The organism is Ralstonia sp. 25C (assembly GCF_051904805.1).
GTDB lineage: Bacteria > Pseudomonadota > Gammaproteobacteria > Burkholderiales > Burkholderiaceae > Ralstonia.
Genome location: NZ_CP196738.1, coordinates 895,708 through 916,050 on the forward strand (window position 1 = coordinate 895,708; position 20,343 = coordinate 916,050).

A 20,343-nucleotide genomic window follows, 5' to 3' on the forward strand; every position below is an offset into this window, starting at 1 on the left:
AGTCGCGTCGGCCCTCAGCCGCCCAGATAGGCTTCGAGTACGCGCGGATTGCCGAGCAGGTTTTTCCCGCTGTCCGCCAGCACGATCTGGCCGGTCTCCAGCACGTAACCGTGCTGCGCAATCTTCAGCGCCTGTCGCACGTTCTGCTCCACCAGGAAGATCGTCAGCCCTTCGGCGTTGATCATGCGCAGGATGCGGAAGATCTCCTGCACGATGATCGGCGCCAGGCCCATCGACGGTTCATCGAGCAGCAGCACGCGGGGGCGGGCCATCAGTGCGCGACCGATGGCGAGCATCTGCTGCTCGCCGCCCGACAGGTTGCCCGCCAAGCCATCGATGCGCTCCTTCAGGCGCGGGAACAGGTGGAACACGCGCTCTAGGTCGGAGGCGATCTGGCTGCGATCCTTGCGCGTATACGCGCCCAGCTCCAGGTTCTCGCGCACCGTCATGGTGGTCAGCGTGGCGCGGCCTTCCGCCACCTGCACGAGGCCGCGCTGCACGCGCTTGTGGGGCGACCACTGCGAAACGTCTTCACCCTCGAACAGGATCTGGCCGCGCACCGCGCCCTGTGACTTCGGGATCAGTCCCGACAATGCCAGCAGCGTGGTCGACTTGCCCGCACCGTTGGCGCCCACCAGCGAGGTGATCTCGCCGGTCTTGAGTGCAAAGTCGATGCCCTTGACGGCTGCGATGTGCCCGTACGACACGTCCAGCCCTTTGACTTCCAGCAGCGTGGTCATGCCGTGGCCTCCTCGGCTTCATCATCATCGCGGCCCAGGTACGCCTCGATAACTTGCGGGTCATTGCGGATCGCCTCGGGCGGCCCTTCGGCGATGATGCGGCCGAAGTTCAGCACGGCAATGCGCTCGCACAGGCCCATCACGAAACGCATGTCGTGCTCGATCATGAAGATCGTGTAGCCGCGCGCCTTGATGTTCTCGATCTCGGCCATCAGGTCGACCTTCTCGCCGGTGTTCATCCCGGCGACGGGCTCGTCGAGCAGCAGCAGCTTGGGTTCGGTGGCCAGTGCGCGTGCGAGTTCGAGCTTGCGCTGATCGCCATACGAGAGGTTGTCGGCCAGGTCGTGCGCCTTGTGGTCGAGCTTGACCCACGAGAGGAGCTCCAGCGCACGGTCGCGCGCGCGGCGCTCGGCAGTGCGGTACTTGGGCAGGGAGAACAGCAGCCCCGGCGCACCGTAGTCGAGATGCCGGTGCATGCCGACCACCACGTTCTCCAGCAGCGTCATCTCCTTGAAGATGCGGATGTTCTGGAACGTGCGGGCGATGCCCATCTGCGTGATCTGGTGCGGCTTCTTGCCGACGAGGTTTTCGCCGTTGAAGGTCAACGTGCCACCGGTGGGCGCGAGCAGGCCGGTGATCAGGTTGAACACCGTCGTCTTGCCGGCACCGTTCGGGCCGATCAAACCGAAGATCGAACCTTGCGGCACTTCAATGTTGACGTCCTGCAAGACCGACAGGCCGCCGAAGCGCTTGGAAATGGATGCGAGTTTGAGCATGGTGGCCTCCTCAGTGCGATTCGTTGGAAGCCGCAGCGCCCGGCATGGTGCCGCCGCGTTTCATGCCAAACCAGCGCGCGAACCGCGCCGGGTCCCAGATGCCCTTGGGCAGGAACAGCACGATCACCATCAGAATCACGCCGTTGACGACGAGGCGGAAATCCTTGAACGCGCGCAGCAGCTCGGGCAGCAGCGAGAGGATCAAAGAGCCCAGCACCGGACCAGTCAGGCCGTTGGTGCCGCCCAGGATCGTCATCGTGAGAATTTCCACGCCGCGGTCGAAGCCGAATTCGTTCGGGCCGATGAAGAAGGTCAGGTGCGCGTTCAATGCACCCGCCAGGCCGGCGATGGCCGCACCCAGCACGAATGCCAGCAGCTTGGTACCCGCCACATTGATGCCCATCAGGCCCGCGGCGGTTTCGTCTTCCTTGATGGCCTCGAACGCGCGACCCACCTTCGAGCGACGCATGCGCGCCAGCACGAACAGTGTCAGCAACACGGCCAGCGCCACGTGCCACCACTGCGTGAGCTGCGGAATGCCGTTCAGGCCGAGCGCGCCGCCAGTCCAGTCTTCGGTGTTCAGGATCAGCACGCGCACCACTTCACCAAATCCCAGCGTGGCCATGGCGAGGTACACGCCCGACAGCCGCAGCACCGGCACGCCGATGACGAGCGCCACCACCGCCGGCGCCACCATGCCGCCTGCCAGCGCCACCGAAAACGGCATCTCCGCATTCATCGTCAGCAGCGATGCCGTATAGGCGCCGATGCCCATGAAGGCCGCATTCGCCATCGCCAGCAAACCGCACGACAGCGTGAGATAGATGGACAGCGCCAACAACGCGTTGATGCCGAGTGTCAGCACCAGGTTGCTGTAGACCGACCAGAAATTGTCGAACCATTCCATGTCGTCGGTCTCCTTATGCCTTGCGTTCCAGCACCTTGCCGAACAGCCCTTGCGGCCGCACCAGCAGAATCAGGAACAGCAGACCGAACGCCACCGCATCGCGCATGGTCGAGCCGATGTAGGCCACCGACAGCACCTCGGCAAAGCCGAGGAACAGCCCGCCCAGCATGGCCCCGCGAATATCGCCCAACCCACCGAGGATGATGACCGCGATGCCCTTGTGCAGCATCGGCTGGCCCATCAGCGGGAACACGGCGTTGGAGTACAGGCCGATCAGCACGCCAGACAACCCGCCCAGCGCAGCGGCGGCAAACGAGGTCAGCAAGAACAGCCCTTCCACGTTGATGCCCAGCAGCGCGGCGGCTTTCGGCGATTCCGCAATCGCCCGCAGCGCGCGGCCGAGTTGCGTGCGCTTGAGCAGGAGCATGAGCCCGGCCATCAGCACAAACGACAGCACGATGATGCCGAGTTCAAGCGGCGTGAGGTGGATGCCGCCCAGATCCAGCGACGCATCCGACACGAGCCCGGACGGAAAGCGCATGTTCTCCGCACCGAACACGCCTTGCATGGCGTTGTTGATGGCGATGCCCGCGCCGATGGTGGCGATCATCGGGATCAGGTGAGGCGCATTGCGACGACGCAGCGGTCGCAGCAACAGCACATCGATGATGAGCCCGGCCACGCCGCTCACGACGAAGCCGACGGCCAGGGCCGCCCAGAGCGGCAATTCAAAGTGGTTCACGACCTGCAGTGCCGCATAGGCACCCAGCATGAACACCGCGCCGTGCGACAGGTTGATTACGCCCAGGATGCCGAAAACCAGCGTGAATCCCAGGGCGAACAACGCATACACGCAGCCGAGCGACAGCGCATTGACGAGTTGCTGTTCCAGCATGATGAGTCAGAGTGAAGTGCGGCCCAATGTCACCAAAGCGACCGCAAAAAAGCGATGGGGCGTAGGTTTAGCTACGCCCCGCGTTTCGGTCTGTGCGAGAACCGAAGATTACTTTTCGATCGTGTACTTGCCCGACTTGGTCACGCTCACGATCGGCGTCTGCACAGCGTCATAGCCAGCCGGCTTGCCGCGTGCCGTCACCTGGCGGAACGCAAACGCACCGGTTGCACCCGTGTGCTTGACCGCCGGCAGCGCATCGCGGATGGCCTTGCGATCGGCTTCCAGGTTGCCGCTGAACTTGACCGCCTTCAGTGCCTTGGATGCGATGTACAGGGCGTCATACGCCTGCGCTGCAAACTGGTCCGGCGCCGCCTTGTACTTGGACGTGTAGGCGGTGATGAACTTGCTGTTCTCGGCCGTGTGGTTCTCGATCGACCACGGGCTGCCCACCCACAGGTTGTCGGACTTGTCCTTGGCCAGGTCGAAGACCTTGACCGAGTTCATGCCGTTGCCGCCGATGATCGGCACGTTCAAGCCAAGCTGGCGCGCCTGCACCATGATCGGACCGCCCTCGGCAATCAGTGCCGACAGCACGATCGCATCCGGATTCGTCGCCTTGATCTTGGTGAGCTGGGCCTTGAAGTCCACATCGCCCTTGGCAAAGGTTTCGGTGGTCGTCACCGGAATCTTCAGGTCTTCGAGCGCCTTCTTGAAGTTGTCGTAGCCGCTCTTGGTGAAGACGTCGTCATTGCCGTACAGCACGGCAACCTTCTTCACGCCGGCCTTCTTCACAACGGTCTGGATGGTGGCCGGCAGCACGTCGGCTTCGGTCACGGAGTTGCGGAAGACGTAGTCGCCGATGCTGGTGATGCCATCTGCCGTGTTGGAGGTGCCGAACGCGACCGTCTTGGCCGCTTGCGCGATCGGGTCAGCCGCCTGGGCCGAGTTGGACAGCGTGGGGCCGAACACCATCGCCACCTTGTCCTGGAAGATCAGCTTCTTGAAGACGTTGATGGCCTCTTCCTTCTTGCCTTGCTCGTCTTCGATCACCAGCGCGATCTTGCTGCCGTTGATGCCGCCGGCGGCGTTGATCTCGTCCGCCGCCAGCTGGAAGCCATTGCGGATGGCCACGCCGTACTGGGCTGCACCGCCCGACAGTGCTTCGGCCACGCCAATCTTGATGTCCTGGGCCGCGAACGACGCGCCCGTTGTGATTGCCGCCCCCGCAGCCACTGCCGTCAACAGCAGCTGTTTGATCGTCTTTTGCATGTGAACCTGCTCCTTGTTATCCGTCGCGATGCGATGTTCCGAAGAGTGCGTTGGCCCAACACCGTCGCTCCCCCATGCGCCCTGCATCGCGTCCGGCCGCTCGTTTGCCGTGGACTGCTCTGTCGACATGGACAGGCAGACATCGGCAAACCCCACCGATGCACGATGCCGGATCAGGCTGGTGCAGCGGAAAGTTGCGTCGGAGAGTGAAGCGAAGGCGCCGTGGGTACAGCGCGCTCGTGCAACGCGCCAGGGTGGCCGGCGCGCGCAGTCAGTCGCGGGACTTTACCGGAAAGCGTACGACCGTGCGATAGGGAATTGTCCGCCGCCCGGCCTGGGGGGCCGATATTGCGTCGCAGCATCGGCGTGCTGGGGGTACCGCTTTTGAGCAAAGCGTACCCAATTCTGCGTGACTGACGACGGCACGGAATCAGCCGGTGGAGAGCTCATCGGCGCTGACAAACAGACCCTTGCCGCGCGACTTAGCTTCATACAACGCCTCATCGGCGGCTTCAAACACCACGCTTTGGGCCAGCGTGTTGGCGTCGAAACCAGCAATGCCGATGCTGGCCCCGATCTGCACGGTCGCCTCGCCCAGCCGAAACGGCCTGTTGCACACATGAAGAATATTGGCGGCTACCGACTTCGCGTCGTCCGGCAACGGCAAGCGCTCCAGGATCACGGAAAACTCATCGCCACCAAAACGGGCGACGCCGTCATACGGGCGCACGGCGCGCGCCAGACGTTGCCCGAACGTGCGCAGCAGCACATCGCCCACGGCATGGCCATACGTATCGTTGACGATCTTGAAACCGTCGAGGTCAATCAGGAGCAGCGCACCGATGGCGTTCTCGGCACGCGCCTGGCTCAGGGCGGCGGTCAGACGCTCTTCAAAACCCGCGCGATTGAGCAGGCCTGTCAGATGGTCCGTGGTGGTCAGCGCGCGCAGGCGCAACTCCTGTTTCTTGCGCTCGGTAATGTCGAGCGTGACCGAATGCACGCCCGCCACATGACCCTGCGCGTCGAACTGCGGCAGGTAGTTGATCTCTTCGCAGCGGTACGTGTCGCGGTTGCGGTGCTCCTGCTCGAAGACGACGGTCTCGCCAGCCAGGGCGCGGTGCAGCGCGTCGCGCACGAGGTGGTAATCCTCGTCGCCCACGACCTCGCCCACGGTCTTGCCGAGCATGGCCGCAGTGGGTTCGCCATAGGCCTTTTCGTACGCGGCATTCAGGAAGCGGAAGCGCTCGTTGGTATCGATAAAGGCAACCAGCGCAGGCATGGCGTCGGTCACGGTCTGCAGCGTTTCGCGACTGCGCTGCAAGGCCTCCTTGGCGGCGCGATCCAGTGCGATGTCGCGCATGATGGACGAGAAGTACTCCATGCGCCCGGCCGGGTCACGGTGCGCGATCAGCATGTGATTGATCGGCACCACCTGGCCTTGCGCGCCGCGTACTGTGGTCTCGCCAATCCACACGCCGTCGCGCACGGCGGCAGGCACGGCCACTTCGCGCAGCCAGTCCATCGTTTCGTGCGGATAGAAATCGGCGACGGTCATCCCACGGATATCCGCATCCGGCGCGATGCCGGCAAAGCGGCGGCCGGCCGGGTTCATGTAGGTGAGGTTGCCGTGTACGTCGGTCTGCGCGACGAAGTCGGTGGTGGAATCGAGGATCTTGGTCAGCATGCGGGATGCCTGCTGCGCACGCGCACGCACGGTGATGTCTTCGATGGCGCCAACGTGGCCCATGACCTTGCCATTCACGCGCACCGGTGCCGTGTTGACCACCACCAGACGTTCGCCAATGCCGGGCACCACCACGCGCTGCTCGGCGCTGTAGGCGGTACCGTGCAGGATGGCATCGCGCCAGCCCGCCAGGGCGGCATCGCGGTCATGCGGATGCTGACGGGCGAGCCACGCCTGCGCCAGCGTCTCTTCGTGCGTCACCCCCAGCAACCGGCGGTAGGCCTCGTTGGCGTAGACGATGCGGCCTACGGTGTCGGCACGGAACAGGCCCAGCGGCGAGGCATCGTTCACGGCCTCCAGCTCGGCACGCTGGCGCGCCACCTCGCCCATCAGCTTATGGAATGCGGTGGACACCGCTTCGATTTCGACCGAGGCATCTTCCAGCGCAAGCGGCGGTGCATCGCGCAGGTCGGTGCTGGAGAGTTGCGTCATGGCGGCGTGCAGACGCGCCAGCGGACGCAGCAGCCACAGCATCGCCGCCCACACCGATACACCGATCAAGACAGCCAGCACCAACAGCGACAACCGAAAGCGCTGATGCATGGCAAAGAGCTGCCGATTAGCCTCGGCGCCGGGCAGCACGGCGCCCAGCGTCCAGCCCGTGGCGATGACGTCCTGCGTGGCGACAACGTCGGCCCCGGGTTGCGGCGGCGTGGCCGGGTCCGCCCGGAACGCTGCGGCGATAGCCGAATCCGCATCCAGCGGGGCGAGCACCTTGTCGGCGTCGGGGTGCACGATAAAGACCGGGTTCGCCCCACGGGCCACCAGATAGAAGTGCCCCGTATGCCCGATACCCATATCGCGCAACACGCCAAGAAAGTTGGGCTTGAGCAAGAGCAGCGTGGCGCCGATCAATCCGACCAGATGTCCGTCGTTGTCATGCACCGGCGCGGCCATAATGATGATGGGTTCGCCCCCCACGCGATTACGCAACGGCGCGGAGATGGTGGGCTGATCCACCACCATGACGGCCTTGAAGTAATCCCGGTCCGTAATGTTGACGCCCACAACACCTGGGCGGTGCGTGGACGTGGCCGTCACCTTGCCCTGCGCGGTGGCAAGGAACACCCCGTCAAACAGACCACTGGTCGGCTCGATGGACTGATAGAACGCCGCTTCCTGTTCCGGCGTATCGAACTGCACGGTGCGCATCTGCCGGGCCGTGCGTTCCAGCACGCCCAGGTAGGTATCGAGCCGCTGCTTCAGATCGGCCGCGGACTCCTTCACCAGCGCAGTCTGCTGCGACTGGATCTGCGCCATCATCTCGCGGCGGATCGGCTCGCGCTGCGACCAGCCGAACAGACTCACCAGCGTCACGCTGATGACGGTCGCCATGATCGCCGCCTGCGACTTCAGGGTGAGTTTCATCGAACGGTAAGCTGGCGCCGCCGCCCTCGTGGCTGGCCAGCAGTATTAGAAGCACTTGCCATAGTGCGCTGCCCGGCGCTCCTTGTCGAGCCGGGCGCACGCGGGGTGATCGCCTAGCGACGCGCGCAGACGTAGGCAGCCGAGCGTGCCGCCAGGGTCCCCGGGCGGATACGCATCCAGTGCGCGCCCGCAGCGGTGTCGGTATCGAGGGTGGTGCCGTCCGGGCCGCGCACCACGTAGTCGACCAGACGGATGCGCTGGCGGCGGCAATCGATTTCCTGGCGAGAGAGGATCGTCGTGCCCGGGCGATAACGCGCACCATGGGCACGGCGCTCGCCGCGCTTGAGCACAGTGCGGGCGAGAAAAGTCTTGTGGCCGGTGTGGCTGGAGCGCAGCGAGGTGCGATCGATGGACGCCGACACCGTCGTGGTGGTGAGGTATTCGTGCCAGCGCGCGGCGTGGGCAGGTGCAGCCATACCCAGGGCACCCATGCTGACGCCACACACCCAGATCCACCGCCACATCATGCGTTTCACGACCGTCCGCCTTGCCATGTCAAGAATCGCGGCACCTTGCTGCCGCTGGGCTGCATTGTAACAACCGGTTCGCAAGACGCGCGCCCGGGCGCCTCGGGTAGCATGCGGGCGATCTGACCACCATCTCACTCACCCATGCCAACGGTTTCCGTATCTGCTCTGACCGCCCACGCGCTTGCTGCCCTGCTGATCGCCTGTACCCCGATCGCCGCCTGGCTGTGGCTGCGCCGGCGCTTTACGCTGACGTGGCGCGACATCGGCGTGGGTGCGGCGGTGTTCATCGTGTTTGCGCTGGTGCTGGAACGCGCACTGCATCTGTATCTGCTGCAGGTCAATCCGGTGACAGCGCAATGGCTGCGCGCGCCCGCGCTGTTCGTCGTCTATGGCGCGCTGATGGCGGGATTGTTTGAGGAGGCGGGCCGCTGGCTGGGCTTGCGCTTTCTCACACGCAAGCCCGCGGATGCCGCCACGCCAGTGGCTTACGCGCTGGGGCACGCCGGCATCGAGGCGTGGCTGATTGGCGCGACATCGCAACTGCAGATGGTGATGTTTGGCGTGGCCGCCAACCGAGGCGAACTGGATGCACGCCTAGCCGCCAGCGGCGCCGAAGCCATGACTGGCACGATCCACGCGATGCTCGCGCAGCTGTCCCCGTGGCTGGCGACCGGCGCAGTGGTCGAGCGCATCGCCGCGATGCTGGTGCAGTTCACGCTGACGCTGGTGGTCTGGCACGCGGTACGCCAGCGGCGATTTACCTTGGTGGTGCTGGCCGTGCTGCTGCATGCGCTGGCCGATCTGCCCGCCGCGCTGTACCAAGTGCATGTGATGCCGCTGGCGGTGACCGAAGCGATCTATGCCGTGATCGCGGTATTGCTGGCGGCCACGTGCTGGCCGCCGCAGGGCGGCAGGAAGATCGGTGAATCCTCGCTGCGTTAGTGATTGGCGCGGAAGCGCTCCGGCTCGATGCCGTGCCGGTTGAGCTTGTCGTACAGCGTCTTGCGCGGCACGGCCAGCAGGTCGGCCGCGCGGGCGACGTTGCCTTCGGTCGCGCGCAGCGCTTCTTCAATGGTGGTGCGCTCGACGGCCATCATGCGGCCGGCCAGTGAGTGCTGGCTCGCTTCGGAGGCGACCAGGCCATCGTCCAGGCCCAGGCAGAAGCGCTCCGCCACGTTCTTCAACTCGCGCACGTTGCCGGGCCAGTCGTGGTGCTGCCAGCGCATCATGTCCTGCGCCGACCAATCGGGCGCGGCACGCTCGTAGCGCACGGCGGCCTGCTGCAGGAAGTACGCCATCAACAGCGGGATGTCTTCGGCACGCTGGCGCAACGGCGGCAAAGCAATCGATACGACGTTCAGCCGGTAATACAGGTCCGCGCGGAACTGGCCATGGTCGGACGCTTCTTTCAAGTCCACCTTGGCGGCCGCCACGATTCGGCAATTGACCGGTACGCTCGTGTTGCTGCCCAACCGTTCGATACTGCGCTCCTGCAGTGCACGCAGCAGCTTCGCCTGCAGCGCCAGCGGCATCGATTCGATCTCGTCGAGGAACAGCGTGCCGCCATCGGCGTATTCCATCTTGCCGATGCGGCGGCGGTTGGCGCCCGTGAAAGCGCCCGACTCGTGGCCAAACATTTCGCTCTCGAACACGGATTCCGGCAACGCGGCGCAATTGAGTGCCACGAACGGCCCGCGCCGCCGGCTGCCTTCGTGAATGGCCCGCGCGAGCACCTCCTTGCCCGAGCCGGTCTCGCCAATGACGAGGATGTCGGCATCGGTGGGCGCCAGCGCAGCGACGAGCCGGCGCACGTTCTGCATGCCCGCGCTCTGGCCGATCAGCGGGTACGCCTGCCGGCCTTGCAGGGCCTCTCGCAGTCGCAAGTTTTCGGAAGTGAGCCGGCGCTTTTCCAGCGCGCGCCGCACCACGTTGACCAAGCGCTCGGAGTGAAACGGCTTCTCCATGAAGTCGTAGGCGCCGGCACGCATGGCGGCCACAGCCATCGTCACATCGCCATGACCGGTGATGAGGATGACGGGCAACTGGCGATCGTGCTGCAGCATCTCGCGCAGCACCGCCAAGCCGTCGCGGCCGGGCAGGCGCACATCGGTCACGACCACGGCGGGCGTTTGTGTAGCGAGCGCAGCCAGTGCGCTTTCCGCATCGGCAAAGGACTGCACCGGCACATCCGCCAGCGTGAGCGCTTGCTCGCAGCCCAGGCGCACCACGTCGTCGTCTTCGATCAGGAAGACCGGCGCGTGATCCAGGGCGGCGAGGTCGGGAGAAACGTTTTCAGGCATGCGGTTTGAGGGCGCGTTCCAGTTCGATGACGAATTCTGCGCCGCCAGCGCCGTCCTGTGCGTTGCGGCCGATGAGCCGGCCACCAAAGTCCTCGATGATCGCCAACGAAATCGCCAGCCCGAGGCCCAGCCCCAGGCCGTCGTCCTTGGTGGTGAAGAATGGCTCGAACAAGCGCGGCAGCACATCAGCAGGAATGCCCGTGCCGAAGTCGCGCACGGTGATGCGTACCCAATTCTCGATGGGCTCGACGCCCACATCCACATGTACGGTGGCGGATTCGCGTTTTGGCGCCTCGGCGGTGGCGTCAATGGCATTGCGGATCAGATTGACGAGCACCTGCTCCAGCCGCACGGCGTTGGCCCAGACAGCGAGATCCGCTGGCCCCGGCGGCGCTGTCACAGTCACACCCACTTGGCGACGGCGCGTTTCCACCAGCATCAGCGCCTGGCGGATGGCCTCGTCCACCGAGACGGCCGCGCGTGCAGCATCGCCCTTGCGCGAGAACGCCTTGATGTGCGAGACGATGCGGCCCATGCGCTCGGCAAGTTGGCTGATGTGCGTGAGGTTGCCGCGCACCTCGTCGATGCGGCCACGCTCGGCGAGCTGGTTGGCGTTGTCGGACAGCGTGGTCAGCGCGGTGAGCGGTTGGTTTAGTTCGTGCGTGATGCCGGCGGCCATCTGGCCGAGCACGGCAAGCTTGCCGGCCTGCACGGCAGCGTCGCGCGTTTCGCGCAGGATGCGTTGCGCAGCATCGAGCGCTTCCACCTTGCCGGCGAGCGCGGTGTTGGCGGAGGTCAACTCAGCAGTGCGCTGGGCGATGCGCGCCTCCAGATCGCGCTGAACTTCGCGCAGCGCATCGCGAGCGCGGCGTTGTTCTTCGCGACGGCGGGTACGCAGGCGCAACGCCACGAGCACGGCAAAAGCCAGCGCCATCGCAAACGCGGCGCTGGCACCGGCCACAAGGGCGGTGCGCTGCTCGTCGCGCGGGTCGATCAGCACGGCAACTTGCCAGCCTAGCAAGCCCACCGGACGGTACTGCACACGCAGGGTCGAGGCCGATTTTCCAGGCAGTGCCACGCGTACGGTCTCTGGCGGGTGGTCCGCAGAAAAGGGTACGCTCCCGGCGTTTCCATCGTCCATGCCGAGCGGCGTGAGGAGGTGCGGGGCGTATTGGCGCGTCGCATCGAGGGCGGATTGCTGCTCGGGACTCAACGTGCCGAGCGTGCGGTATTTCCACGCGGGCACCGAGCTCAGGAAGATCACGCCATGGCGATCGACCAGCAGCACCGTGTCGCCGCTGCGTGACAGCGTGGCCTCGAACGCATCGAGGTTGACCTTCACGACCACCACGCCGATGGCCTTGTTGTCTTCGCGAACCGGAGCGGCCACGAAGTAGCCCGTCTCACCCGTGGTATTGCCGACGCCGTAGAAACGGCCGAGCCCTTCGCGCATGGCCTCGACAAAGTACGGGCGGAACGCGTAGTTCTGGCCGACGAACGAGGTCGGCAGATCCCAGTTGCTGGCCGCGATCGTCAGGCCGGACGTATTGATCAGGTGGGCGGCGGCCAGATCGGTTGCTGCCTGGACTTCTTTCAGATAGGCATTGGCCGCGCGACGGGTGACGGCATCGCCGGCCTGGGGATTCGCTTGCAGCGCGACGTGCAGCACATGTTCCAACGCCGCCAGCCTCGGCAGCGATTCATACCGCGCCAGCGTGCTGCGTAGGTTCTGTGCGTAGAAGGTGGTGCGCTGGCCGGCTTCTTCAGCGCGCGTAGCAACGTAGCGCTGCAGGGCGATGGCATAGGCGCCCCATCCTGCTGCTGCACAGCACGCCGCCATGGCGAGCGCCACGACCACGCGCCAGCCACGTCCGCGCGCCGAATGCGCGAGGGGGGCAAGGTCGGCGTGGCCGTCGGATGGCGACATGGATCCGTGTTTCGTCAGTGTTCAATGCGGGAATGCTCGCGAGTATCGCGCATGAACACATACACCATCAGAGAAATGAAGACGGTGCCCGTCACATACCAGTAGAACAGCGATTCATGGCCGGCTTGCTTGAGCCACAGCGCGATGTACTCCGCCGTGCCGCCAAAGATCGACACCGTGAGCGCATACGGCAGGCCGACGCCCAACGCACGCACTTCCGCCGGGAACAACTCGGCCTTCACCACGGCGTTGATCGACGTGTAGCCGGAGACGATCACCAGCGCGGCCATGATCAGGAAGAAGGCCGTCCACACATTGGTCGTCTGGCTGATACCGGTCATGATGGGCACCGTGAACAGCGTACCCAGCACGCCAAACGCAATGAGGATCGGGCGACGGCCGATGCGGTCGGACAAGCCGCCCACGATCGGCTGCAGGATCGCGAACAGCAGCAGCGTCGCGCCCGACACCAGCGTCGCCTGGTCCTTCGACAGGCCCACCGTGTTGGCCAGGAACTTCTGCATGTAGATCGAGTACGTGTAGAACGCGACCGTGCCGCCCAGCGTCAGGCCCACCACGGTGGCCACGGCGCGCGGATGCTTGGCGAGTTCAGCCAGCGTGCCGCGCTTCTTGTTCGCCTTCGCGGCGGTAAAGGATTGCGTTTCTTCCATGTGCGAGCGCATGCGCATCGCAATCAGCGCACACAGCGCACCGATAAAGAACGGAATGCGCCAGCCCCAGGCTTCCAGTTGCTCATGCGTCAGTACGAACTGCTGCAGCACGATCAACAACGCCAGCGCCACCAGTTGCCCGGCGATGAGCGTGACGTATTGGAAGCTGGAGAAGAAACCGCGGTTTTCCTTGTTGGCGACCTCGCTCAGATAGGTGGCGGACGTACCGTACTCCCCACCGACCGACAGCCCTTGCAGCAGGCGCGCCAGCACCAGCAGCACGGGCGCCGCCACGCCGATGGTCGCGTAGCTGGGCGTGAGCGCGATGATGAGCGACCCCATGCACATCAGCACCACCGAGAAAAACAACGCGCGCTTGCGGCCATAGCGATCGGCATAGATGCCCATCAGCCAGCCGCCGACCGGTCGCGCCAGGAAGCCGACCGCAAACACGGCAGCGGTGTTTAGCAGTTGTGCAGTCTGGTCACCCTTGGGGAAGAACGACTTGGCAAAGTACAGCGCAAAGGCGGAATACACATACCAGTCGTACCACTCGACCAGGTTGCCAACCGAACCGGAGAAGATAGAACGCAGACGACGGCGAACGTCTGCCGGGGTGTCTTTAGCGGGGGCGTGAGTGGGCGAGTGTGTGGGCACATGCGCGCCCGTGACCGCGCCAGCCTGAGGCTGAGTCATGGTGTCTCCTTGAAGCGTTGCGGCGGCAGTGCGCGCAGCGTGCGGCCTGTCCACCGGTTTATGGGTGGCGGCTATTACTCAAGAAGCATTCCATGTGGGAGACCGGCATGGCGAATTCCCGCAAAGGCTTTTAGCAGAAGGCTTTGCGGGGAATGGCCAAATCGGCGGGAAACAACGGAGGTGTGTGGTTTTCCAGAATCGGCCGGGCGCGCTGTGCGAAAACCCGCACGGCCAATCCAGTGCAATCGTCAATGAACGTCAGGCAGCCACACCCAGCGGGATGGCGTCGCGCACGAGCCGGTCCAGGTCGGCTGGCGTTTCCTGAGAAACCGGCAGGCCCAGACGGTCATACAGATACGCCTCAAAGTCAGCACGTACTTCCGGATGGCGCAGTGCAAATTCAACGGTTGCCTGCAGATAGCCAAACTTGCTGCCGCAGTCGAACCGCTGCCCGCGATAGCGATAGGCCAGAATTTGCTCTTCGGCCAGCAAGCTCTGAATGGCGTCGGTCAATTGCAGCTCGCCGCCAGCGCCTGGCGTCAGGTTACGCAGATGGTCAAAGATGCGTGGCGTAAGAATGTAGCGTCCGACCACCCCCAGGTTGGATGGCGCTTTCTCGGGCGCAGGCTTTTCCACAATGCCATCGAGTTTGACCAGGCGGTCATCCCACTCGCGGCCGGCCACCACGCCGTAAGAACGCGTCGCCTGCGGCGCAATCGTCTCGACCCCCACGATGGAGCAACGGTAGTGGTCATACAGCTCGGCCATCTGCTGCATGACGGGCGGTTCGTGGTCCAGCAGATCGTCCGCTAGGATCACGGCAAACGGCTCGTCGCGTACCAATTTCTGCGCACACAACACTGCGTGACCCAGGCCCAGCGTCTCGGGTTGGCGCACGTAAAAGCATTCAACACCCGGTGGCTTAATCGACTGGACCATGTCGAGCAACGCCTGCTTGTTCTTGGCGGCCAGTTCGCTTTCCAGCTCGTACGCCTTATCGAAGTGGTCTTCGATGGCCCGTTTGGCGCGACCCGTAATAAAGATCATCTCGGTGATACCCGCCGCGGCCGCTTCCTCCACCGCATACTGGATCAGCGGTTTGTCGACGATCGGCAACATCTCTTTCGGGCTGGCCTTGGTGGCGGGGAGAAAGCGTGTACCGAGCCCCGCCACGGGAAACACGGCCTTGGTGATCTTCTGGTTCATGACAACTCCATCGGTGAGACGTAGCGTCCTGAGCAAGTCATATGCCTGGGGGTCAGCACGTTGGTTGAGGCGCCGTGCTATGGCGTGGCGGGGGACGGTCAAGTGGCAGATCACGCCGTTTCTACAACCGGTTGCAAGTCCGCCACCTCAACTTTCAGCGCCGAAAGTTGGCAAAGCGTACCCAATTCTGCGTGTGCGCCATCGACGCTCCGCGGTACACCAAACCAGTAAGCGCACGCTAACAGTGCATCAGGGCGAGGGCTTGACCCAGCCTCGCGACACGGGCGCAGCGCGCTCCGGCGCGCGCCGATAGGCATCGATCTGTGCGCGTAATTGCGTGACTTCCGCCTCCAGCGTGCGGATACGCTGGCGCAGCTGATCAGCTTCGTTTTGGGTCTGCTGCCGCACCGCGTCGTTCTGCAAGCGCAAAAAACGCTCGGTGCCAGCCAATGCGCTGGCAGCGCCCTCCAGGCGCGACACCGTCTCAATCGTCTGTTCAATCCGCTCAAGGGTAGTGTCCGTCAGCCTGGGCGAGATGACCGGCGCCGTGGCAAGCGCTTCGCCGAGGCGTCGCTCCAGATCAGCCATCGCAGCCTGCAATTGTCGGTTACGCGCCGCTTCATGCTCCAGCGCGCGTTCCGCCACTTCTGCACGGATGCGCGCCTCCATCCATTCCGCACCGGCGCCGGGTGCGCCAATCGCGCGCGACGCCACACGGTCCCGTTCCTCGCGCGCTGCTTGGTCCATCGCGGGCCGAAGCGTACCCGTTTCTGCGGGCGCCCACGGGATCGGCCAAGGCTCAACCGCCTCCGGCGTGCCCACGGCTCCTGTCTCGCCTCGCCTGCGGGCTCGATCCACGGCCTTTTGGATTGTCGTATTGCTGGGCCGCCGCTCTACACCCGCGTCTGCCAACCACTGCACGTACCGTCGAGCGCCATAGACGCGGCGTGTCACAGCCTGGACTGCGTCGATCAGTTCATCCAGGAAGACCGCGTTGTCGTGCGGAAACGTGACATCAAGCCGACGGACCGCCTCAACAATCCGCTGCTGCTGCTCAGTGGAGAACTGAAGACCCGGTCGGGCCATGAAATACGCTCCTTGATGATGTCCATATAGTGTACATGAAGGGTTAAAAACATCAATGTACTCATATTTACGATCATTATTTTATTATCGACCTGATATAGTTGGAGGAGCGTTTTGGACCGATTTACTGTCCGGAACGTTATTGGCGGCCTCCCCTTTTTGCCCACCTACAGCGGTCCGCCAGCGCAGAAACGGGTACGGGGAAGGGCGAAGTGAGTCAGACATCGGCTGCCAGGCAAAGAAAAACGCCCCTGAAAAGGGGCGTTTGTAGCGGTAGGGGGAGGCGAAGTCGCTATAGCAAGGCAACGTCCAAACCAAAGCGGCTTTTCAGCGCCTCGACCAAAGACTCCCGAGCGGCACGATCCACCAGCTTGACATCCAGCATGACTCGACCGGAATCCCACTCCTTGATTGTGCCGAGAAGATCACCTTCGCTGCTGCGGATCTTGTACTGGCGGCTGACTTCCTTGACCTTGCGAGTACGCCCTTCCTGGGCGACTTTCCGGATCTGCTCGACATCGCGGCTCGATAAGCCCTCTTCCAACACCCGATGTACCAGTTCGCGCGTCCGGTCTTCGCCCGCACTCTTGAAGTACAGCGTCAACTCGTAGCCGGTTGCGATGCCGATGCCAGCTGGCCGCTCTTTCATGACATCGAGCACTGACTCCGGCAGCTTCAGCAACGCCAACGTCTTGTTGACGGTGCCAGCGGATACACCCGTAATCTCACAAATATCTTCTTCTTTTTTAACTTTTCCCTCGTCCAACAACTGGCGCCAGGCGATCGCGTTGTCGAGTACCGACTGTCCGGAGCGCTGCTCGTTAAGCACAAACGACAAGCGGTAGAAATCGATGTCCGATAGGCCGTCTTCAATGAAGCATTCCATCTCGGCCTTGCCGGCAGCTGCCAGCGCCCGCTTGCGATAGTGGCCATCGATCAGAACGTACCAGCCCGGCCTGGCCGGATCAGGCGCCGCAAGACCAGGCGTCTGCTGGCCATGGGTGGCAATGGACGCCGCGCGCTCCTGCACGGTCTGTGGATCATAGATGCGCCGTGCGTTCAGCGGATTTTCTTGCAGCCGGTCCAACGGAATCTTGACGACACGCCGCTCAGACGTATTCGCCGGCGCTGCAGTTTCAGCGCTGAAAGTTGGGGCAGCAGGTTGCCCAAGCAAACCACGAGGGTGCGACGTAATGGCCTGTTCCGCCAACGCAAACCGATCGACAGGGGTCGCCTTTGTTTTTTCTGCCGCGATGCCAGCGAGCATCCCATCCTTGAGCGATTTCAACTTCGCGCTCATACACGTTCCTCCTGCAACAACTGCAACAACTCGTCGACCATGAAGTCGACTTCACTCACTGCTTCGCGCGCTCCCGGTACCCCGTGCACGGTCGCGCCAATCGCCTGACACTCCCGAAACGCCGACCGCGAACCAATCATGGAATCCATCAACGGAATGTCACCGTCATCGCCAAGGATTTCGATGGCCTGCTTGGCGAGCGAGACTCGCCGCTGGACCATGTTCGCAAGCACTCGAATCCGCAACGTTTCATTGGTGACTTGAGCCTGCTGAGCAAGCGCCTTCGCGGCAACAGCAGCCCACAGATCCGGCGGCGAAGGCACTACGGGAATCAGAGCAATATCCGAGATCAACAGGGCGCTGGAAGATGACGGAGAGTGCACGGCAGGTGGGCAGTCGACCACGATGTAGTCGTAGTCCCCCACAAATTTACGGACTTCCCGGTGCATGGCGCCACCGGAAGGGGCCAAGCCAATCACCGAGGCTGGGAACGGCTTCTCCTCCGGAGCTTGAGCGGCCCATCGGGTTGCCGTACCTTGCTCGTCCATATCGACCAGCAAGGTCTTGTTTCCTCGTAGACCGAGGGTTCCGGCAATGTGCATGCTGACTGTGGTCTTGCCGCAGCCGCCTTTCTGGTTGAATACCGTTACGATCTTGGCGCTCACTGGTCCTCCACTTTCAGCGCTGAAAGTCAGTAGCGCAATCTTAGGGAAGATAGCTTAGAAACACAAGATCGATAGAATTCAATTTATACAAATACAGAGGAGTGCAGGCCTGTATCCGTTAGAAATTGGGGCGCGTTCAGCACACTTAAATTGAGATCTAAATGCGATCTTTAACGCATAACTTCCCGCGTTCTGACCGCCGTCAACACAACTGCTAGGTGTTTACCAGTGGATGCATAAAAGCGACATTTCAAAAAAATGCCGCCCATCGACACTGTGTCCCAAACTGGTTATGATGCTTAGACAGTCGTCTGAAGACTTTGTCTACGCAGGATTCGGAATCAGCCGGACTCTTCGTGCGATGTCCGGATCGGCTGGACGACGTGTTTTTTGTTTTTTAAAGGAATTTTTGCATGGCCACGGGTACTGTCAAATGGTTTAACGAAACCAAAGGCTTCGGCTTCATCACTCCGGACGGCGGCGGCGCAGATCTGTTCGCGCACTTCTCCGAAATTCAGGGTTCGGGCTTCAAGACCCTGAAGGACGGCCAGAAGGTCACCTTCGAGGTGAAGCAAGGCCCGAAGGGTCTGCAAGCCTCCGGCATCAAGCCGGAATAAGCATGTTGAGCTGACACGCTCAACATGAAAAAGGGGAGCTTCGGCTCCCCTTTCTTTTTGCCTTCAGATTTTTCGTCAGGCTAGTTTTCGCACACTCGTCCGCGATGGCTGCAGGATCAACGCCTTCGAGGAGTCCGCGTCCACCTTGGCATCCGGGTAGACGACGAGCACATCCTTCAGTGCCTTGCGGAACAACGCTCGGAATTTCCGTTCACTCTCCGTCTCTGTCCCGAACTGCATCTGCAGTGCCTCCCAGGGAATCTCTGTACGCTTTTGGATCGTGAAAAAGCGGTAGGTCAGCCAGGAATACACGTCGAGCGCAAACGGCGACTGTTTGAGCGCCTTCAGTGCCCGCATATCGACGGGTACCGGCCGATTGACGAGCTCGTTGAAAAACGGTTCTGACAGCACCACAAAGCTCTCGAACATGGAGCCCTGGCCTGGCTGCATCGGGTCCCACCACGTGGACAGTTGGTCCGCCAGCAGATAACCGATCCGGTCAATCGATAGCGGTTCCTGATTCTGGTTCTGGTTGGGCGCCGACTTGTTCTGCACGATGGCAATCGTGGCCGAGAACAGCCGAATCATCTGTTGGCGCACCAGCGTCATTGTGCCTCGCTTGCCTCCGGTAGCCATCGGAATGCCGAGGTTGTACATGAACTCCGACAGCGAGTTGCCCAGTGAAATGCGGCGGTCTTCCACCGTGCCCTGGAACTCGCCGCGCTTCTTCTTGGCCATGATCTCCTTGCCGATCCAGGCCAACATCAAGCGCGGATATGAGCCATAGGGATAGCCAAACGAGACGGTCTCCGAGACGATGCGTTGACGACCGTTGGTCGCGCGCTCCGAGCGCTGCTGGGTGAAGTATCCCGGCTGGATCATCAGCGAGATGTTGCCGCTGGACCGAGTCCAGACGGGTGGGGACCCTTTGGGCGCCCGGTAGGGGAGGGTGACCTGCACGCTGGCGCGGCTAAGGAAGCCAACTTCGCCGCTCTGCCAGGCATCTTCCCGCTCCATCGCCTGCGCTTCATCGAAGAGCCGTTGGAATTTCTCCGGCGCGGCAATGACTTGGCCCCCCGAAGGGACGATGATGCGGCCGGGTACGTCGTCTTCCGGCTTCCCGTTGGGTGTGGGGCGTTTGGTGACCATGGTGCGCGAGAATTGTTCAGAGCCTTTGTACTAAAACGCCTTCTCCTTGTCACGCAGAATCGGGTACGTTTTCTGATTTTTACTGGTCGCTCGGGGAAGGGCATCGGTGGGCAACCCGCAGGGTTGTCCACGGAAGACCTTTCCTAGCTACAAGGTATACATACTTACTACGTTTACTACAGGTAAACCGTATACGCGCCCCGCCAAGCCTTGTCAGCAAAGGGTTTAGGGGGCAAAAACGTACCCGATTCTGCGCACTGGCGAACCTGATTCTGCGTGGTGGCGTACCCGCTTCTGCGCGCATCCGTACCCGCTTCTGCGCAAAGCCCGTACCGGAATCTGCGGGGACAACCTTCAGTTGTCCACAGTGTTATCCACAGAAAACAGGCAAAAAACATCGCCCTTCGCGCGTCCGGCGCCTTTGCGTACCCGATTCTGCGTGGAAACACACAGCTTTTGCGTGTGCAACGGTATTTCGTAGGCACTTGCGTACCTGT

The 20,343-nt window shown here is 62.9% G+C and carries 17 protein-coding genes; 2 read left to right on the forward strand and 15 right to left on the reverse strand.

Going from position 1 to position 20,343, the window contains the following annotated elements; genetic code table 11:
- Positions 1–14 precede the first annotated feature (14 nt).
- From ACS7SF_RS22445 to ACS7SF_RS22475, 7 genes are all read right to left on the reverse strand, one after another.
- Positions 15–740, reverse strand: coding sequence for an ABC transporter ATP-binding protein (locus ACS7SF_RS22445; protein WP_439894325.1), 726 nt, complete (start codon positions 738–740; stop codon positions 15–17).
- Positions 737–1,516, reverse strand: coding sequence for an ABC transporter ATP-binding protein (locus ACS7SF_RS22450; protein ID WP_439894326.1), 780 nt, complete (start codon positions 1,514–1,516; stop codon positions 737–739). Before ACS7SF_RS22450 ends, ACS7SF_RS22445 begins: the two co-directional genes overlap by 4 nt.
- Positions 1,517–1,526: 10 nt before the next feature.
- Positions 1,527–2,423 carry a branched-chain amino acid ABC transporter permease gene (locus ACS7SF_RS22455; protein ID WP_439894327.1) on the reverse strand — a complete coding sequence of 299 codons (897 nt, stop codon included), beginning with the start codon at positions 2,421–2,423 and terminating at the stop codon, positions 1,527–1,529.
- 13 nt (positions 2,424–2,436) lie between these two features.
- Positions 2,437–3,318 (reverse strand): branched-chain amino acid ABC transporter permease, encoded by an 882-nt coding sequence (locus tag ACS7SF_RS22460; RefSeq protein WP_439894328.1) that lies wholly within the window; start codon positions 3,316–3,318, stop codon positions 2,437–2,439.
- Between the two features lie 108 nt (positions 3,319–3,426).
- Positions 3,427–4,587: an ABC transporter substrate-binding protein gene (locus ACS7SF_RS22465; protein WP_439894329.1), complete on the reverse strand. Its 1,161-nt coding sequence runs from the start codon at positions 4,585–4,587 to the stop codon at positions 3,427–3,429.
- Between the two features lie 430 nt (positions 4,588–5,017).
- Positions 5,018–7,699, reverse strand: a complete 2,682-nt coding sequence (locus tag ACS7SF_RS22470) for a diguanylate cyclase domain-containing protein (protein WP_439894330.1) — start codon at positions 7,697–7,699, stop codon at positions 5,018–5,020.
- Between the two features lie 113 nt (positions 7,700–7,812).
- Positions 7,813–8,253 carry a surface-adhesin E family protein gene (locus ACS7SF_RS22475; protein ID WP_439894331.1) on the reverse strand — a complete coding sequence of 147 codons (441 nt, stop codon included), beginning with the start codon at positions 8,251–8,253 and terminating at the stop codon, positions 7,813–7,815.
- A gap of 117 nt (positions 8,254–8,370) precedes the next feature.
- Between ACS7SF_RS22475 and ACS7SF_RS22480 the strand changes: the two genes are divergently transcribed.
- Positions 8,371–9,171 carry a YhfC family intramembrane metalloprotease gene (locus ACS7SF_RS22480; protein ID WP_439894332.1) on the forward strand — a complete coding sequence of 267 codons (801 nt, stop codon included), beginning with the start codon at positions 8,371–8,373 and terminating at the stop codon, positions 9,169–9,171.
- On the opposite strand, the gene ACS7SF_RS22485 is transcribed toward ACS7SF_RS22480, so the two are convergent.
- From ACS7SF_RS22485 to ACS7SF_RS22515, 7 genes are all read right to left on the reverse strand, one after another.
- The gene (locus ACS7SF_RS22485; protein WP_439894333.1) at positions 9,168–10,529 is read right to left on the reverse strand and encodes a sigma-54-dependent transcriptional regulator; all 1,362 of its coding nucleotides are present in this window, start codon (positions 10,527–10,529) and stop codon (positions 9,168–9,170) included. The two genes, ACS7SF_RS22480 and ACS7SF_RS22485, sit on opposite strands and share 4 nt — an antisense overlap.
- Positions 10,522–12,456 (reverse strand): sensor histidine kinase, encoded by a 1,935-nt coding sequence (locus tag ACS7SF_RS22490; RefSeq protein WP_439894334.1) that lies wholly within the window; start codon positions 12,454–12,456, stop codon positions 10,522–10,524. Before ACS7SF_RS22490 ends, ACS7SF_RS22485 begins: the two co-directional genes overlap by 8 nt.
- A 14-nt stretch (positions 12,457–12,470) precedes the next feature.
- Positions 12,471–13,823: an MFS transporter gene (locus ACS7SF_RS22495; protein WP_439894335.1), complete on the reverse strand. Its 1,353-nt coding sequence runs from the start codon at positions 13,821–13,823 to the stop codon at positions 12,471–12,473.
- Positions 13,824–14,081: 258 nt separating this feature from the next.
- On the reverse strand, positions 14,082–15,029 hold the full coding sequence (galU, locus tag ACS7SF_RS22500) for a UTP--glucose-1-phosphate uridylyltransferase GalU (RefSeq protein WP_439894336.1): 948 nt from the start codon (positions 15,027–15,029) through the stop codon (positions 14,082–14,084).
- A 249-nt stretch (positions 15,030–15,278) separates the two neighbouring features.
- Entirely contained in the window at positions 15,279–16,115 is an 837-nt protein-coding gene (locus ACS7SF_RS22505; protein ID WP_439894337.1) for a DNA-binding protein, read from the reverse strand.
- Between the two features lie 292 nt (positions 16,116–16,407).
- Positions 16,408–17,415 carry a ParB/RepB/Spo0J family partition protein gene (locus ACS7SF_RS22510; RefSeq protein WP_439894338.1) on the reverse strand — a complete coding sequence of 336 codons (1,008 nt, stop codon included), beginning with the start codon at positions 17,413–17,415 and terminating at the stop codon, positions 16,408–16,410.
- Complete coding sequence (locus ACS7SF_RS22515) at positions 17,412–18,080, reverse strand: AAA family ATPase (protein WP_439894339.1); 669 nt, start codon at positions 18,078–18,080, stop codon at positions 17,412–17,414. Before ACS7SF_RS22515 ends, ACS7SF_RS22510 begins: the two co-directional genes overlap by 4 nt.
- Positions 18,081–18,493: 413 nt before the next feature.
- Here ACS7SF_RS22515 and ACS7SF_RS22520 point away from each other — a divergent pair, with 413 nt between their 5' ends.
- Positions 18,494–18,697, forward strand: a complete 204-nt coding sequence (locus ACS7SF_RS22520; RefSeq protein ID WP_199028067.1) for a cold-shock protein — start codon at positions 18,494–18,496, stop codon at positions 18,695–18,697.
- Positions 18,698–18,772: 75 nt separating this feature from the next.
- Here ACS7SF_RS22520 and ACS7SF_RS22525 read toward each other — a convergent pair whose 3' ends face one another.
- Complete coding sequence (locus ACS7SF_RS22525) at positions 18,773–19,846, reverse strand: replication protein RepA (protein WP_439894340.1); 1,074 nt, start codon at positions 19,844–19,846, stop codon at positions 18,773–18,775.
- Positions 19,847–20,343: the final 497 nt, after the last annotated feature.

Excerpts from the sequence above, each read along its gene's own strand:
- galU (WP_439894336.1), bottom strand. The coding sequence starts at position 15,029 with ATGAACCAGAAGATCACCAAGGCCGTGTTTCCCGTGGCGGGGCTCGGT.
- ACS7SF_RS22480 (WP_439894332.1), top strand. The coding sequence starts at position 8,371 with ATGCCAACGGTTTCCGTATCTGCTCTGACCGCCCACGCGCTTGCTGCC.
- ACS7SF_RS22455 (WP_439894327.1), bottom strand. The coding sequence starts at position 2,423 with ATGGAATGGTTCGACAATTTCTGGTCGGTCTACAGCAACCTGGTGCTG.
- ACS7SF_RS22465 (WP_439894329.1), bottom strand. The coding sequence starts at position 4,587 with ATGCAAAAGACGATCAAACAGCTGCTGTTGACGGCAGTGGCTGCGGGG.
- ACS7SF_RS22485 (WP_439894333.1), bottom strand. The coding sequence starts at position 10,529 with ATGCCTGAAAACGTTTCTCCCGACCTCGCCGCCCTGGATCACGCGCCG.
- ACS7SF_RS22450 (WP_439894326.1), bottom strand. The coding sequence starts at position 1,516 with ATGCTCAAACTCGCATCCATTTCCAAGCGCTTCGGCGGCCTGTCGGTC.
- ACS7SF_RS22505 (WP_439894337.1), bottom strand. The coding sequence starts at position 16,115 with ATGGCCCGACCGGGTCTTCAGTTCTCCACTGAGCAGCAGCAGCGGATT.
- ACS7SF_RS22520 (WP_199028067.1), top strand. The coding sequence starts at position 18,494 with ATGGCCACGGGTACTGTCAAATGGTTTAACGAAACCAAAGGCTTCGGC.
- ACS7SF_RS22460 (WP_439894328.1), bottom strand. The coding sequence starts at position 3,318 with ATGCTGGAACAGCAACTCGTCAATGCGCTGTCGCTCGGCTGCGTGTAT.
- ACS7SF_RS22475 (WP_439894331.1), bottom strand. The coding sequence starts at position 8,253 with ATGGCAAGGCGGACGGTCGTGAAACGCATGATGTGGCGGTGGATCTGG.
- ACS7SF_RS22490 (WP_439894334.1), bottom strand. The coding sequence starts at position 12,456 with ATGTCGCCATCCGACGGCCACGCCGACCTTGCCCCCCTCGCGCATTCG.
- ACS7SF_RS22470 (WP_439894330.1), bottom strand. The coding sequence starts at position 7,699 with ATGAAACTCACCCTGAAGTCGCAGGCGGCGATCATGGCGACCGTCATC.
- ACS7SF_RS22510 (WP_439894338.1), bottom strand. The coding sequence starts at position 17,415 with ATGAGCGCGAAGTTGAAATCGCTCAAGGATGGGATGCTCGCTGGCATC.
- ACS7SF_RS22445 (WP_439894325.1), bottom strand. The coding sequence starts at position 740 with ATGACCACGCTGCTGGAAGTCAAAGGGCTGGACGTGTCGTACGGGCAC.
- ACS7SF_RS22495 (WP_439894335.1), bottom strand. The coding sequence starts at position 13,823 with ATGACTCAGCCTCAGGCTGGCGCGGTCACGGGCGCGCATGTGCCCACA.
- ACS7SF_RS22525 (WP_439894340.1), bottom strand. The coding sequence starts at position 19,846 with ATGGTCACCAAACGCCCCACACCCAACGGGAAGCCGGAAGACGACGTA.